The organism is Bacillus cereus group sp. N21 (assembly GCF_016483395.1).
Classification (GTDB): domain Bacteria; phylum Bacillota; class Bacilli; order Bacillales; family Bacillaceae_G; genus Bacillus_A; species Bacillus_A pseudomycoides.
In genome coordinates this window covers 1-15,445 of sequence record NZ_JAEHBX010000011.1, presented here as the reverse complement: position 1 = coordinate 15,445, position 15,445 = coordinate 1, and the positions used below count along the sequence as shown (strand labels likewise).

Below are 15,445 nucleotides of genomic sequence, written 5' to 3'. Positions count from 1 at the left end.
CATAAGACGTAGCGATTTTTTTCACTTATCTTTTTCTCCTGTAGGACTGTACATACCATGTTGAATCATATAATACTCCATTGCCGCATTTAACCATTCCTCTTCTTCCTTTGTATATGGTGATGGAATCATATTTTCATACTCATCTTCCATATTTTCTAATCCATTCAAAGAGCATATCGTTTCTTCTCCCACATATGTAAGAGTTGCCTTCATATGTTGATCGACAAGCTTTTGTACCTCTGGATCATGGACTGGTTTTCCAAATAATCTCTTTACCTCCTTCGACAACTGAATAAATTCTTTATCCAATGCCACCATCTCTTCTTCAGATTTATCATATAATCGATCAACGACTTCCTTATCCATATATTCCTCAAGCCATAGGCGTTGTTCACTTTCTTTTTGTATATTACAAATTAAACTCATTAAAATGTCACTATCTACTTGCCCTTCATCTTCTAATAAAGTAATTGTTCGATTAATTGCTTTCAAAGAAATTTCGATATGCTCCTTTTTCTCTTCAAAAGCTTGTTTCTGACTTTGTAATGTTTCTTTTAAACTTACATTAAAGCTAGACATATTTATCATTACAGATATTTCGTCTAGACTATATCCTAAAAATTTTAGACTTACTATTTTTTGCAACGTTAAGATGTCTTGCTTTTTATATATTCGACGTCCGGAACTAGGATGTTTTTCGGGTTTAAGTAATCCAATTTCATCGTAATAATGTAGCGTCCGTATTGATATGCCTGCTCTTTTCGAAAACTCTCCAATTGAATAGTTTTCACTTTTACTCATCTTAAATCCCCCCTACATTCTTTTTACCGATGTGGTTACTCAAATCATACTACCTCACGTAACTGAAGGTTCAAGTGTTAATTTGTAAAAAACATTCATTTTTCATTGCACTTTGTTTTCAAGCCACTCAAAGAATGATTCCCCATCCCCACTCATATATTGAACTATTACTTCTTCTTTAGGAGGGCTTCTCTGATGCGTGCTCCTTTATCCTTTGATAAAGATACTGCCATATTGCTAGCTTCTTGCTGCGAGTTAACATATGATCAATATAAACAAAATGGGATTTTTCAAATACCTGAAGGATTTCAATATGTACAAGGTTTTCAGGCTAAGGTTATGCAAACAACAGAGTGGTTTGGATTCATATTAGAATCTGAAGATACAGTCATCGTAGCGTTTCGAGGGACCCAATCCGATCCAGAGTGGGTCATTGATTCACTTGTGAACCAAAAACCTTATCCATACGCCTTAAATAGCGGAAACGTCCATAACGGCTTTCTCTCTGTTTATGAATCGTGCCGTGATACGATTATGGATATGCTCGTATCTTTACCATCACATAAAAAACTACTCGCCACAGGGCATAGCCTAGGCGGAGCACTTGCCACACTACACATATTAGATGCACGCGTTAATACTGCATTTGCACAATACGGTCTCTATAACTTCGCCTCTCCAAAAGTCGGTGATATCACTTTTCGCAACTACTATAAAATGCAAGTAGCCAGCAGCTTTCGCTTCGTTAATTTATTCGATGTGGTCCCGCTTCTTCCACCGCGCAAAGTACATTTTAATGACCAAGACTGGGAGTATACACATGTTCATCACAACTTGACATTTACGAAAAATACAAAATCTATCGTCAACAACCACGCCATGACAACATACAAAACATGTCTGACTTCTCATTTTTGATACGGAAACATTTGGAAAAAATACACTATTATATTATAATAATCTATGTAATTATTTTTGGATGAGAGGACCTTACATGCTAAAATATTTCTTTGCAATTTTTCTCGTTATACTTTTTACGGTCACAGGTTTCTGTACATTCTCATACTTTGCTACAGAGGAATATGGTGGGACTGGTGTTTTGTATTCAGTAAATCCTTGTATCTCAGTAGCAAACTAAGTAAAAACAGCTTGGAAAATTTCCAAGCTATTTTTACTTTACGAATTCCACTCATTCTTCTTTCATGTTTTCTCATCAATATTTTCCAATAAATAAAAGCACCTCAAAATCTTCACAAGGGACTCTATCTTATTCCTATATATCCATTTTGATTTTCCAACATATAAGTCGCCTCTATGCATGGCCGGATGCTTTATCCCACCTAAAAAGAATGGTGGGTTATGTCGGTTTTTTAATTTGTATTTATATATATTCCATTCACGAAAGCTTAACCCTATCACCAATACCCCAAATCTCATTACTATACTGCAGAATCGTTCGATCACTAGCAAAGTGTCCTGATTGTGCAATATTGATGATAGACATTTCTAGCCACTTTCTTCGGTTTTCATATGCTCTTCCTACATCTTCTTGACGCTCTGCATATGGACTAAAATCACGAAGGACAAAGTACTCGTCATTTTGAATAACAAGAGAATCATAAATTGCTTCAAATTCGGCTCCAACATTTGTGAAAAAGCCATTTATTAACTGATCGACTACTTTTTTTATGTGCATATTATGATGATAGTAATCATTTGCACGATATCCACCATTTTGATAATAATGAAGCACCTCTTCCGCTGTTAAACCAAAGATAAAACAGGCTTCATCTCCTACTTTTTCTCTTATTTCAATATTGGCCCCATCCAGTGTTCCGAGCGTAATTGCACCATTCATCATAAACTTCATATTCCCTGTTCCTGATGCCTCTTTACTTGCTGTAGAGATTTGCTCACTTACATCTGCTGCCGGGAAAATATATTCAGCTAAAGAAACTCGATAGTTTTCTAGAAAGATAACTTTCATATATTGACTCACATATGGATCTTGATTTACCCTTCTAGCAAGTTCATTTATTAATTTAATAATTTTTTTTGCATAATAATAGCCTGGCGATGCCTTCGCTCCAAAAATAAATGTACGCGGATAAAACGAAAAGCTTGAGTCTTCTTTTAAACGATTGTACAAATACAAAATATGTAACACATTTAATAGTTGCCTTTTATAAGCGTGCAATCGTTTTACTTGTACATCAAAAATGGAACTCGGGTCAACGATAATCCCCATCTTGCTTTGAATTTGCTCTGCTAAAATATATTTACGCTCTTGCTTTACATCATGCAACTTGTCTTGAAAAGCAGTGTCATGTTGAAAGCTTTGCAGTGATTGCAACTGAATCGGTTGCTTCTTCCATTCCGTTCCAATTGCTTCTGAAATGAGATTTGCAAGCTGCGGGTTCGCCTTCATAAGCCAGCGCCGATGCGCGATTCCATTTGTCTTATTGTTAAATTTCTCCGGATAAAAATCATAAAACAATCGCATTTCACGTTGCTTTAAAATTTCCGTATGAATTTTTGCCACGCCATTTACACTATAGCTTCCTACAATTGCTAAATGTGCCATTTTGACAAGATCATGTGCGATAATTGCCATATCTTCAATCCGCTTCCAATCATACGGATATCGCTCCCATAGTTCATGACAAAAGCGTTCATTGATTTCTTCAATAATCATATAAATTCGTGGTAATAACGGTTTAAAAATATGGATTGGCCACTTCTCAAGTGCTTCTGATAATGTCGTATGATTCGTATAAGAAATTGTCTGAGTCGTAATATCCCATGCTTCTTCCCAAGCAAGCTTTTCTTCATCTAGTAAAATACGCATAAGTTCTGGAATTGCTAAAACGGGATGCGTATCGTTAATGTGAATCGCGATTTTCTCATGTAAATTACGAAGCGTTCCATTTCGCTCTCTATGCATGCGAACAATGTTTTGTAAGCTTGCTGATACAAGGAAATACTGCTGCTTTAAACGTAGCATTTTCCCTTCATCATGCGTATCATCCGGGTATAAAAATTCTGATACCACTTCTGTTTCACGTTTATATTTCAAAATATCTTTATAATTTTGTGGAAAAGGAACCGGCTCTGCATTCCAAAGGCGAAGTGTATTCACAGTATCTGTTTCATATCCAACAACCGGAACGTCATATGGAACTGCCATAATCACTTCCGCATTCGTATGACGAAATTCGAGGCGACCATTCATTTCTATCGGTTCTACATTTCCAAAGTAGCTCACTTCTACCGCTTGATCGTGTCGTCTTACTTCCCAAACATTTTCATGAAGGAGCCACTGTTCTGGTAATTCTACTTGATATCCATCCACAATTTTTTGATCAAACAAGCCATGCTTATAACGAATACCACATCCGTGCCCTGGAAGATTTAAAGATGCAAGTGAATCGAGAAAACAGGCTGCAAGGCGGCCAAGTCCTCCATTGCCAAGCCCTGCATCCGCTTCACTTTCTTCCAATTCCTTTAATGAAATTCCAAGCTCTGAAAGGCCTTGTTCACATACATCACGGATACCTAGATTTAGTAAGTTACTACCGAGCAAACGACCAAGTAAAAACTCAATAGACAAGTAATACATTTGCTTTTGATTCCCTGTCCGGTACCTTTCATTTGTTGCAATCCAATGCTGATTCATATACTCACGTACCATACGACCAAGTGTATTATACTGGTCACGACTGGTAGAATCTTTGAAACTTTTTCCATACATCGTTTCTAGTTTTTCTAAAAAGGCTACTTTAAAGCTTTCAACATGAGTAAACATTTTTTCACCACCTAAGAGTGTTTCAGCAAACTTTTATATAGTTCCTTATATTCAAGAGCTGACTTTTTCCAGCTATAATCCTCTGTCATCGCTTGTTTTACAAGCTGATTCCATACCGGTTGATTATGATAATACTTCAGTGCACGACGAATCGTATGTAACATGTCATGAGCGTTAAAATTTCTAAAGCTGAAACCATTTCCATTCTCTGTTTTCTCATTATAAGACTGAACTGTATCGTTCAATCCTCCCGTCTCTCTTACAATTGGGATCACACCATATGCCAGTGCAATGAGCTGTCCGAGTCCACATGGTTCAAATAATGATGGCATTAAAAATAAATCGCTCCCTGCATATACTTGATGCGCTAGCTCTTCATTAAACCCGATATACACTTTCACTTTTTCTGGATACTCATATGCCATCCATTCGAAAAACTGCTCATATTCAGAATCCCCTGATCCTAAAATGATACATTGTACATCGTCTTCCATCATTTCATGAAAGACAGTACGTACTAAATCAAGGCCTTTTTGCTTTGTTAATCGCGTTACCATCGAAATAATTGGCGTATCTTCTTTTTCTGGCAAACCAAAGTAGCGCTGTAATGCGCGTTTATTTTCTTGTTTTTCATACAATGATTTTGCATCATACTGCGCAGTAATATAAGGATCCGTTTTCGGATTATATACGCTCGTATCAATACCATTTACAATCCCGCTCAGCTTATCATTATATTTCCGTAACAAACCATCTAATTTTTCACCAAAAAATCCATATTGGATCTCTTCTTTATACGTCGGGCTAACCGCTGTAATGCGATCTGAAGCGATGATACCGCCTTTCATAAAGTTAACGTTCCCATAAAACTCAAGCTGTTTACTATCAAAATATTCATCACCAAGTTCCAGTAAATCATGCATAACTTCACGAGGAAACACACCCTGGAACTGCAAATTATGAATCGTATAAACAGTTTTAATATGCTCATACAATGGATGATCCCCATACTTTTCACGCAGTAAAAAATTCGCCATCGCTGTATGCCAATCATGACTGTGAAGGATGTCCACTTCAAAATCTAGGTGCGGCATACACTCTAACACCGCCTTAGAAAAGAAAGAAAAACGTTCTCCATCATCATAATGTCCATAAAGAGAATCCCTTTTAAAATAATATTCATTGTCGATTAAATAATACGTAATCCCGCCTTGCTTCCCTTTTAAAATCCCGCAATATTGATTTCGCCAACCGAGCTGCACATTGATTACCTTATGAAGCGTACATGCTTCTCGCAAGTGCTTGGGAATAAGGCTGTAGTTTGGTAGGATAATACGGACGTTTACTCCTAATTTTTTCAATTCTTTTGGAAGTGCACCCGCCACATCTGCTAAGCCACCTGATTTAATAAACGGTACGCATTCTGATACTGCAAATAAAATATTCACGTGTTGTTCCACTGCCTGAAAAGCGTGTACACCATGATCCGCCCTTCTTACAGCTTCCTCCCTTCGGATTTTAAATTCATATCATGATGAGCCAGTGAATCCCTATTGGATAGAATTTCACTGGCTATATATATCCATTTTGATTTTTCGACATATAAGTCGCTGCTACGAAGAACAAAAGATGATTGCTACTTGTTTTGTTTTCTCTCTTTGTTTTAACTCTTTGTTTTCACTTGGCATGGGGCAGGAAAAGGATCTGACCGCCTCTATGCATGGGCGGATGCTCTCTTCCACCTTAAAAAGAATGTTTTTTATCAGTTTTCCAATTTGTATTTAACTTACATAAAGCTTTTAAGAATAACTAGTAATATTTTGACTTTGAACACTGCCCTTTTCCAAAACGTATGGATTATCAGGCGTTCCTGTTAAAACCACACCATCCTCAATTTTAACATCCTTATCAATAATGACGCCGTCTAATATACAGTTATCTCCAATTTGGCTCTTTTGCATAATGATGCTATTTCGAATAACCGAACCTTTCCCAACCTTAACAGAACGAAATACAACACTATTCTCAACTTTTCCTGCAATAACACTGCCGTTTGCAATCATTGTGTTTTGCACCTGTGCTCCTTTTATATAACGTGTTGGTGGTTCATCCTTTACTTTTGTAAAAATCGGAGCTTCTTTCGTAAACAACTGCTTCCAAATAGAAGGCTGCAAAATTTCTAAACTATGTTTATAATAATTTTCAATCGAATCGATTACTGCTACATACCCTGTATGCTCATATGTAGTAATGTACAACGACTCTCCTCGTTTCTCTTTGACTACATCAAACAAACTATAGTGTTCCATGTCTTTATATGTTTCAAATAAATCTAATAATAACTGTTTCTTCAGCACATAAGTTTGCAGTGTTACGCCTTCATGGCATACTTCTGTAACATCCGCGCCCGTATGTATATGTCTTTCTAATATCTTTTGAAAATTTAATGCTGTAACAAGATGACTATTTGTAATAACAACATACTCTTGTCTGCTGCGCAGAAAATAGTCAATATGTCTTCTAAAATGAGCGAAGGAACCAAACTCATCTTGATTACATTGGCAATTCGGAGGAAATAAAAATAAGCCGTCGCGTTTTCTATCTAAATCCCATTGTTTTCCTGATCCGAGATGATCCATCAAGGAACGATTTTTATGACTCGTAAAAATCGCTACACTATGAATATGGGAATTAACCATATTTGAAAGCATAAAATCAATGAGACGATAACGTCCTCCAAATGGTAGTGCTGCCAGTGAACGGTGCCCTGTTACTTTCTTTAAGGAAGAAAAACTCCCTGTTGCATTAATAATTCCTAACATTGATTCTCCCATTCATCTTATCCTCCTTCACTATTTCCCCTCAGCTATTAGTACGACATCATCGATATTTTTTTCTGGACGAATAATTGTCCCATCTTCAATGACCATACCCGATCCGACAATCGCTCTTTCAATGACAACATTTTTACCGATGCATGCATCTGGCATAATTACCGAATCGATTACCATACTCCCTTCTCCAACCGTCACTCCTTGGAATAAAACAGAGTGTTTTACATCTCCTTCAACAACGCATCCTTCATTAATTAATGATTCTTCTACCTTTGCGCCTTCAGCAATATACTGCGGTGGCTCATTTGGATTCACCGAATAAATGCGCCAGCTATGATCATTTAACTGTAAGGTCGATTCTTCTCGAAGCAAGTCCATATTTGCTTCCCATAAACTTTTTACAGTTCCAACATCTTTCCAATACCCTTCAAATGGGTAAGCAATGAGCTTTTTCTCTTCGTCTAATAAAAGCGGGATGACATCTTTTCCAAAATCATTACTAGATTCTGGATTTCTTGCATCCATCTCTAAATATTCTTTTAAAACAGCCCAATTAAAGATATAAATTCCCATCGAAGCAAGATTGCTTTTTGGAAGTTGTGGTTTTTCCTCAAATTCAACAATTTCCATATCCTCATTCGTATGCATAATGCCGAATCGACTTGCCTCATCCCAAGGTACTTCAATAACTGAAATCGAAACATCTGCTTCTTTTTCAATATGGTAATCTAACATTTTACTGTAATCCATTTTATAAATATGATCTCCTGACAAAATCAGAACATATTCCGGATCGTACTGATGCAAATAGTTTAAGTTTTGATAAATAGCACTCGCTGTTCCTGTATACCATTTCACTCCTGAAGATTCCGAGTACGGAGGCAATACGGTCACGCCGCCATTCACACGATCTAAATCCCAAGCATTACCGATTCCAATATAACTATGAAGCTCAAGTGGCTGATACTGCGTTAAAATTCCAACTGTTTCAATACCAGAGTTTGCACAATTACTTAATGTGAAATCAATAATTCGGTACTTACCGCCAAACGGAACAGCTGGCTTTGCTAAATTTTTTGTTAAAGCACTTAAACGACTACCCTTTCCTCCTGCTAGTAACATCGCTACGCACGTCTGCTTTTGAACCATCTTATTTTTTGCTCCCCTTTCTCGTTTTCACTGGTCTTAAAATGGATACACCAAATGGTGGAATTGTTATTTCTACATGAGCAGACTGATTATGATACGGCTCTAGAATTGTCTTTAGGCGCTTTTTATTTACCTGCCCTGAGCCGCCATATATTGCTGCGTCACTATTTAAAATCTCGTTATAATACTTGAACTCTGGTACACCTACTTTATAATTTTCATACACAATATTAGTAAAATTACATATCACAACAAAGATATCGTCTTCCTTATCCCCTTTACGAATAAACGAGAAAATACTTTGTTCTTTGTTATCGGCATCAATCCACTGAAATCCTTCCTGCGAATGATCCAACTGCCAAAGTGGTTTAGAGCGCTTATACAATGCTATGAGCTCTTTAAAGTAATCATGCATATAACGATGCATTTCAAAATCATGCAAATTCCAATCTAGACCCTCGAGATCTTTCCATTCGTCAAACTGACCAAATTCCCCACCCATAAAGAGTAATTTCTTTCCAGGATGCGTAAAGAAATACCCGTATAATAAACGCAGTTGTGCAAACTTTTCCCAGTAGTCTCCTGGCATTTTATTTAACAATGATTTTTTTCCGTGAACGACTTCATCGTGAGAGAGCGGTAATATAAAGTTTTCGGAGTAAGCATATAGCAAAGAAAATGTCATTTTCTCATGAATATATTTCCGATATTCCGGTGCACACTCCATGTATTTTAGAACATCATTCATCCAGCCCATATTCCACTTATAATTAAACCCTAGTCCGCCTTCATACACTGGCGCAGTCACAAGTGGCCAAGCTGTCGAATCTTCTGCGGTCATCAAAAATTCTTCGTCCTCTGCAAATACTGCCTCATTTAACTCACGCAAGAAGGAAACGGCGTATTCATTACTTTGCTGCTTCCCTTCTTTTTCCCAGTACAACATATTCGCAACCGCATCGACACGAAAGCCGTCAATATGGTAATACTTCATCCAAAACAGTGCATTTGAAATTAAAAAATTACGCACTTCCTGTTTTCCTAAATCAAAATTTACTGTGCCCCAAACGTGATTTTCCTGCACATCCAAATCTTTATATTCATAGGTCGGCGCTCCATCAAATAAATACAACCCATGAGCATCTTTACAAAAATGACCCGGCACCCAATCTAAAATGACACCGATTCCATATTTATGACATTCATCGACAAAATACATGAAATCATGCGGTGTACCAAACCGGCTTGTCACCGCATAATATCCGGTTCCCTGATATCCCCAGGAACGGTCATATGGATGTTCCACAAGCGGCATAATTTCAATGTGGGTAAATTGATGTTCCACCACATAAGGAATGAGCTCCTCTGCCATCTCTCGATACGAGTACAGAGAGCCATCTTCTTTCTTTTTCCATGAACCAAAATGCAACTCATAAATTGCCATTGCTTCCTTATAAATTAATTTTCGTTTCTTCTTTCGAAACCAATTTTTATCATTCCATTTATATCCCTTTATATCAAAAATAACAGATGCCGTATTTGGTCTTACTTCTGCATATGTTGCATAGGGATCTGCTTTTAAAATTGTTTCACCATCTGGAGTTTCAATCGCATACTTATATAATTCATTTTCCCCCAAATGTGGTATAAACAATGACCAAATACCCTCTTCTGCCATTTTTCGCATCTTATGCCCTTCAATATCCCACTCATTAAAATCGCCAACTACACTCAGAGCTTTCGCATGAGGAGCCCATACTGTAAATCGTACGCCTTGTATTTCATCTTCCGTTACAAGATGCGCGCCAAATATGTTATAGCTCTCATAACACTGCTTTGTATGAAATTCATACACACTCTCTTCTATACAATTTGTTACACTCAATATGTTCACCTCACTAAGATGACAGAATTTTTATTACTTTGTAAACATTCGATAGGAAACTGAAATATCCTTGTGTATTTTTAAATAAATATACGTTTTTCCGCGAAAATTAAAGGTAACACTTTAATTTTTCGTCAAATTTATCGAATTTTGACGAATATTCATTGAAAGCGTTTTATTTTTTGTTCGTCCTTTTTTATTTTCCACAAAAATATACAATAGTAAGAAGGTCTCTATTTTTTTAGTTTCTTCCCTTCTTTATTATCTTGAAACAAATGTTTTCTCATAAAGTGAAACTTTAATCAGCTCTCACCAATTGGGTTTTTACGGGCAGTTTATCTCCCACCTAACTTCTTTGTTTCCATTGAATTTTGAGGTGAGATTATTACTGCCCACGAATAACGGAGTAAAACATTTACTGGAAATCATGCTTTCTAACTATCCCATCACTTAAATACTATATTTTATCTAATTGTTAGTAAGGCGATATATATTTTACTCTAAACATGGGGGCTTATTATAGCATAGCGCTTCTCCTATTTTAACAACCCTGAAACATCAAAATAACGCATTACAAGCTGGTATAATATATTTATCTAATCCTACTGTTACCGTCAATATGAAAGATTTAAAGCCAGGTAATTCGTTCAAGAAGAACTTCAAAACTGAAAACAAAGAAAAGTACCGACTCTCGGTACTTTTCTTATTTTTTCATTTCTTATTTACTTGTAAACCATAACTGTTTGTAACGGAGTAAAACTTATCTTTTCATCAATCTCTTGAGCAAAGTTTGTGGAAAATACATTAAGACGTACTTCCTCATATCCATTTCTTTTCAACTCTTCAATCCCAGCCTGAACTAGCTTTTTGGAAATCCCTTTACCCCGAAATTCAGATAAAACCAATTTCCCTTTCTGTAAAATAATCCGTATTTGTCCCTACTAATATCCATCCAGCTATTGAATCATTCTCTTTGTATACAAGATAATACGCCCCTTTTTCAATAAGACCTGTCATCATCTGTATCGCCTTTTCTCCGGAAATTGTTCCATGATTTTGAATACCTTCATTAGCAGATAATACTGCATTAGATAGTATGTATATTGTTTCTTCAGCATTAGCTCTTTCTATCATAACTTTATTCCCCTCATTTTTATTACGCTCTCATGAAATAATTCTTTACGATCGCTATCCCCCCATTTCATGGATTTAATTTCCATATAAAAAAATAAAAGCACTCTATACAAAATAGGGTGCTTTTCCTATAAATGATCCTTTCCCAGCAAAAGGGGGTGTATATTTGGGGATATACAGGGAAACTGGAAAAGGAATTTATATAAAGTTATATAAAAATTCAGAAGCCGGAAGCAATTTCCCGCTTCTGAATTATTTATCAATTATCCTTATAGTACTGGTGCCATTGTTTCTTTTAATACTTTTACAGAGTGAGTAAATTTCACTTTTTCTTCTTTATTTAACTCAAGCTCCACGATTTCACGTACACCTTCGCGGTTAATGACAGCTGGAACACCTACATAAGCATCTTTCTCGCCGTATTGACCTTCAAGGTATGCAGATACAGTTAGTACACTGTTCTCGTTGTTTAAGATCGCTTTAGTTACACGAAGTAGTGACATACCAATTCCGTAGTAAGTTGCACCTTTACGCTCGATGATGTGGTAAGCAGCATCGCGTACATTTGCAAAGATTTTATCTAAATCATCTTGGTTATACTGTTCGTTGTTCGCTAAGATTGTTTCTAGCTTTTGTACACCTACAGTAGCGTGGCTCCATACTGGAAGTTCAGTGTCACCGTGCTCACCAATGATATATGCATGAACGTTACGTGGATCTACATCTAAATAGTCACCTAACATGTAGCGGAAACGAGCAGAGTCTAAAGTTGTACCAGAACCGATTACGCGTTCTTTTGGTAATCCAGATTCTTTCCAAGTTACATAAGTTAAAATATCAACTGGGTTAGTTGCGATTAGGAAAATACCATCAAATCCGTTATCCATAATGCCGCGAACGATTTGCTTAAAGATTTTTGTATTTTTCTCAACTAAATCTAAACGAGTTTCACCTGGCTTTTGTGGTAATCCAGCAGTGATAACAACTAAATCTGCATCTTTGCAATCTGCATAACTACCGCTCCAAACTTTTGTTGGTGATGGAGAGAATGGTACCGCATGGCTTAAGTCCATTGCTTCCCCTTCCGCTTTAGCCTCATTTACATCCACAAGTACAAATTCTTCAGCTACACCTTGGTTAATCATTGAGTAAGCATAACTACAACCTACTGCACCTGTTCCTACTAATACTACACGATTGATACCTTTTTTCATGGTAAATTCCCCTCTCTATTGTTCACATTTATTTTTTTTATTATTGTTTAAGTAATTAATTAAAATACTAATTTAATGTTGTTTAACTTCTTTACATTCATATTGTAGCACGATTCATTGTGAATATATTCACAAATTATGACCTATTTGTGAACTTTCTCACACACAGTAGAAAGTTATGATATTAGGTGTGGAATCAATTTTAATGGAAGCCTTTTCTTTAGATTGTGAAAAACTTATTTCCTTATATTTTATCGTTTACCTATTAAAGATTAGATCATACATAATTTGCAAAAGCTCTATATCCTTCCCATTACAATTTCTTTATACTCAAAAACGAAAAAGCTATCCTTTCAGCAGTATTTCCAGAAAGAATAACTTATTTTTTCGTTTTTGGAACCATCCTTTTTCTTAGTTTGTTGACAGTATGAGGGTGCCTCTACAAACTATTAGTAACATCTCCATCTTATCTTTTTTCCGGCATTAAACGGGTAGATACCCCAATTCGATTCCATGCATTAATAGTAACAATCTGCATAATGATTTCAGCAATTTGTTCTTCTTCAAAGAAATTTCTTACCTCTTCATATACCTTATCAGGAACGTGCGTTTCCGCTACTAGTGTAATTGCCTCTGTCAAAGCAAGCACAGCACGTTCTTCCTGCGTAAAAAATGGTGTCTCACGCCAAGCATTAAGAGCATAAATACGTTGCTCTGTTTCCCCTAGTTTTCGTGCATCTTTCGTATGAATATCAATGCAATACGCACATCCATTGATTTGAGAAGCCCGGATTTTAATTAGCTCTTTCAATATTTCATCAATACTTGTAGTCAACAAGTATTTTTCTAAACCTACCATTGCCTTATAACCTTCCGGATTTACCTTTCCCATTAAAAATCTTGTTTCCATCTTATATTCCCTCCATAAAATTAGTTTGTACTTTGGTACCAGGATATTTAATAAGGTCTTTCATGAATTATTTCAAATCACTATCTGCCGTAAAATATTTTCATTCATGACAGAAGCTCTAATAGAAAACATACAAGCATCCCTTTTATATCCTGTCACTTATAAGACAAATTAGCTTTTCAATTTGTGACAAAATAAAAAAGAGATCTAAAAAAAAGATCTCTTTTTCAATTACATGCTATAGAACTGGAATATGCTTTAGTTTATCAGGATTGACTACAATGTAGATTCTTCTAATGGATTCTCCGCTTTCATCCCACTCAAAGCATATGGCCTTCTCTGCACGGCCCTTATTCCTTGCTAAAATACCAAATTGACCATTTATGATAGTTGGGAGAAGCTCCAATTGGAAGAATCCTCGTGAAACAATAGACTCCAAAAATATCTGGATACGCTGTTTGCCCATAATCGGAAATATAGCAGCACGTACTTTACCGCCTCCGTCAGTGACAAGTGTTGCATCTACTGTCAGTAAATTAATAAATCCCTCAAAATTTCCTGTTTCTGAGCCTTTGATAAAGGTATGTATCATCTTTTCTGTATGATCCAATTGTTGCGGATGTATGGGTACTTCATGCCTTATCTTCTCTTTACAACGACTAAAAATCTTTCGGCAATTTGCCTCTGATTTGTTTAAAAGCTCCGCTATTTCACGATACTCGTACTTAAACACTTCTCTTAAAACAAATATAGCTCTTTCAACAGGTGTTAACTTCTCTAACAGTACAAGGAATGCATAGGATACTCTTTCGGTTTGCAGTAGTGTTTCCATTGGATTTAATTTCTCCCTATCTATCTCTGGCTCAGGAAGCCATTCTCCTGTATACATTTCTCTCTGTTTCCGCGCAGACTGTAGTACATTCAAACAATGGTTTGTTGTCACCTTAATTAAATATGCTTTCATATTTCTAATTTGTTCTTGCTCCATATGCTGACTTTTAATGAGTATATCTTGTGCAACATCCTCTGCATCACTAACAGAGCCAAGCAGGCGGTATGCAACAGAGTAAACTAAGGGTTGATACGTTCGATACAAAGTTTCAAAATCCATACTACCACTCCATTCTATAGCGTGTTCCAATATAAAAATATATGATTTGTTATAATTCTTTCTGTTACGAAAGGAACGATTCTTCATTTTATACAAACTCTTATATATTGCTGACATGATAATATTGGTTAATTTTTATTCATTGGTATAGATAACAATGCTTTATAGATTGTATCTTGAACAATATCTTCCGCTTCCACTGCATTTACACCGATTTTAAGAAGATATCTATAAATATTCTTAGACGTTTGTATAATTATTTCTTCAACTTTTTCATATGCCATTGCTCTCTCCTTTCTATTAGTTAGACGCCTCAAAAAGAAAAAAGTATACAAAAATTATCAATTTTAATAAAAAAAGCAGACTTTGATAAGTCTGCTTTTTCTTGAAGAAAATATCATTATAAATAAAAAGAGATAGCAGATTATGCTATCTCTTTAAGTATGACCCGTACGGGATTCGAACCCGTGTTACCGCCGTGAAAGGGCGGTGTCTTAACCACTTGACCAACGGGCCAGTTTCTGGCAGAGAAGAAGGGATTCGAACCCTCGCACCGCGTTAGCGATCTACTCCCTTAGCAGGGGAGCCCCTTGAGCCAC

13 protein-coding genes, 1 tRNA gene and 1 pseudogene are annotated in these 15,445 nt (G+C 36.2%); 2 read left to right on the top strand and 13 right to left on the bottom strand.

The genetic code is table 11. The features are described 5' to 3' along the window. Positions 1-21: 21 nt before the first annotated feature. Positions 22-804 carry a MerR family transcriptional regulator gene (locus JDS96_RS08600; protein WP_199666608.1) on the bottom strand — a complete coding sequence of 261 codons (783 nt, stop codon included), beginning with the start codon at positions 802-804 and terminating at the stop codon, positions 22-24. Positions 805-999: 195 nt separating this feature from the next. On the opposite strand from JDS96_RS08600, the gene JDS96_RS08595 reads away from it, so the two are divergent. After that, positions 1,000-1,722: a lipase family protein gene (locus JDS96_RS08595; RefSeq protein ID WP_003201474.1), complete on the top strand. Its 723-nt coding sequence runs from the start codon at positions 1,000-1,002 to the stop codon at positions 1,720-1,722. Positions 1,723-2,200: 478 nt separating this feature from the next. Here JDS96_RS08595 and JDS96_RS08590 read toward each other — a convergent pair whose 3' ends face one another. The 5 genes from JDS96_RS08590 to glgB all read right to left on the bottom strand — a co-directional run bounded on the left by JDS96_RS08590 (position 2,201) and on the right by glgB (position 10,477). After that, positions 2,201-4,609: a glycogen/starch/alpha-glucan phosphorylase gene (locus JDS96_RS08590; protein ID WP_199666607.1), complete on the bottom strand. Its 2,409-nt coding sequence runs from the start codon at positions 4,607-4,609 to the stop codon at positions 2,201-2,203. An 11-nt stretch (positions 4,610-4,620) separates the two neighbouring features. Beyond that, entirely contained in the window at positions 4,621-6,057 is a 1,437-nt protein-coding gene (gene glgA, locus JDS96_RS08585) for a glycogen synthase GlgA (RefSeq protein WP_199666606.1), read from the bottom strand. 351 nt (positions 6,058-6,408) lie between these two features. Then, the gene (locus JDS96_RS08580) at positions 6,409-7,443 is read right to left on the bottom strand and encodes a GlgC family sugar phosphate nucleotidyltransferase (RefSeq protein ID WP_199666605.1); all 1,035 of its coding nucleotides are present in this window, start codon (positions 7,441-7,443) and stop codon (positions 6,409-6,411) included. Between the two features lie 18 nt (positions 7,444-7,461). Beyond that, positions 7,462-8,592, bottom strand: coding sequence for a glucose-1-phosphate adenylyltransferase (locus tag JDS96_RS08575; protein WP_018764651.1), 1,131 nt, complete (start codon positions 8,590-8,592; stop codon positions 7,462-7,464). 1 nt (position 8,593) lies between these two features. Next, complete coding sequence (gene glgB / locus JDS96_RS08570; RefSeq protein WP_199666604.1) at positions 8,594-10,477, bottom strand: 1,4-alpha-glucan branching protein GlgB; 1,884 nt, start codon at positions 10,475-10,477, stop codon at positions 8,594-8,596. Positions 10,478-11,015: 538 nt separating this feature from the next. Here glgB and JDS96_RS08565 point away from each other — a divergent pair. Further along, on the top strand, positions 11,016-11,216 hold the full coding sequence (locus JDS96_RS08565) for a TasA family protein (RefSeq protein ID WP_080547258.1): 201 nt from the start codon (positions 11,016-11,018) through the stop codon (positions 11,214-11,216). On the opposite strand, the gene JDS96_RS33230 is transcribed toward JDS96_RS08565, so the two are convergent. The 7 genes and pseudogenes from JDS96_RS33230 to JDS96_RS08535 form a co-directional block, all read right to left on the bottom strand. Further along, positions 11,200-11,382: a GNAT family N-acetyltransferase gene (locus tag JDS96_RS33230; RefSeq protein ID WP_018764653.1), complete on the bottom strand. Its 183-nt coding sequence runs from the start codon at positions 11,380-11,382 to the stop codon at positions 11,200-11,202. The genes JDS96_RS08565 and JDS96_RS33230 overlap by 17 nt on opposite strands. After that, positions 11,369-11,611 (bottom strand): GCN5 family acetyltransferase, encoded by a 243-nt coding sequence (locus JDS96_RS33225; protein ID WP_242479879.1) that lies wholly within the window; start codon positions 11,609-11,611, stop codon positions 11,369-11,371. Before JDS96_RS33225 ends, JDS96_RS33230 begins: the two co-directional genes overlap by 14 nt. A 269-nt stretch (positions 11,612-11,880) precedes the next feature. Continuing rightward, the gene (locus JDS96_RS08555; protein WP_199666603.1) at positions 11,881-12,825 is read right to left on the bottom strand and encodes an L-lactate dehydrogenase; all 945 of its coding nucleotides are present in this window, start codon (positions 12,823-12,825) and stop codon (positions 11,881-11,883) included. A gap of 466 nt (positions 12,826-13,291) precedes the next feature. Beyond that, the gene (locus JDS96_RS08550) at positions 13,292-13,735 is read right to left on the bottom strand and encodes a carboxymuconolactone decarboxylase family protein (protein WP_199666602.1); all 444 of its coding nucleotides are present in this window, start codon (positions 13,733-13,735) and stop codon (positions 13,292-13,294) included. A gap of 238 nt (positions 13,736-13,973) precedes the next feature. Next, complete coding sequence (locus JDS96_RS08545) at positions 13,974-14,846, bottom strand: RNA polymerase sigma-70 factor (RefSeq protein WP_199666601.1); 873 nt, start codon at positions 14,844-14,846, stop codon at positions 13,974-13,976. Between the two features lie 152 nt (positions 14,847-14,998). After that, positions 14,999-15,130 (bottom strand): annotated as a pseudogene (locus JDS96_RS08540) (RNA polymerase subunit sigma-70); the annotation flags it as partial. 160 nt (positions 15,131-15,290) lie between these two features. After that, positions 15,291-15,362: transfer RNA gene (locus tag JDS96_RS08535), tRNA-Glu, on the bottom strand. Between the last annotated feature and the right edge of the window lie 83 nt (positions 15,363-15,445).

Bases quoted from the DNA above. Each gene is read 5' to 3' on its own strand.
- JDS96_RS08590 (WP_199666607.1), bottom strand. From the start codon at position 4,609: ATGTTTACTCATGTTGAAAGCTTTAAAGTAGCCTTTTTAGAAAAACTA.
- JDS96_RS08575 (WP_018764651.1), bottom strand. From the start codon at position 8,592: ATGGTTCAAAAGCAGACGTGCGTAGCGATGTTACTAGCAGGAGGAAAG.
- JDS96_RS33225 (WP_242479879.1), bottom strand. From the start codon at position 11,611: ATGATAGAAAGAGCTAATGCTGAAGAAACAATATACATACTATCTAAT.
- JDS96_RS08580 (WP_199666605.1), bottom strand. From the start codon at position 7,443: ATGGGAGAATCAATGTTAGGAATTATTAATGCAACAGGGAGTTTTTCT.
- JDS96_RS08545 (WP_199666601.1), bottom strand. From the start codon at position 14,846: ATGGATTTTGAAACTTTGTATCGAACGTATCAACCCTTAGTTTACTCT.
- JDS96_RS08595 (WP_003201474.1), top strand. From the start codon at position 1,000: ATGCGTGCTCCTTTATCCTTTGATAAAGATACTGCCATATTGCTAGCT.
- JDS96_RS08600 (WP_199666608.1), bottom strand. From the start codon at position 804: ATGAGTAAAAGTGAAAACTATTCAATTGGAGAGTTTTCGAAAAGAGCA.
- JDS96_RS08550 (WP_199666602.1), bottom strand. From the start codon at position 13,735: ATGGAAACAAGATTTTTAATGGGAAAGGTAAATCCGGAAGGTTATAAG.
- JDS96_RS08555 (WP_199666603.1), bottom strand. From the start codon at position 12,825: ATGAAAAAAGGTATCAATCGTGTAGTATTAGTAGGAACAGGTGCAGTA.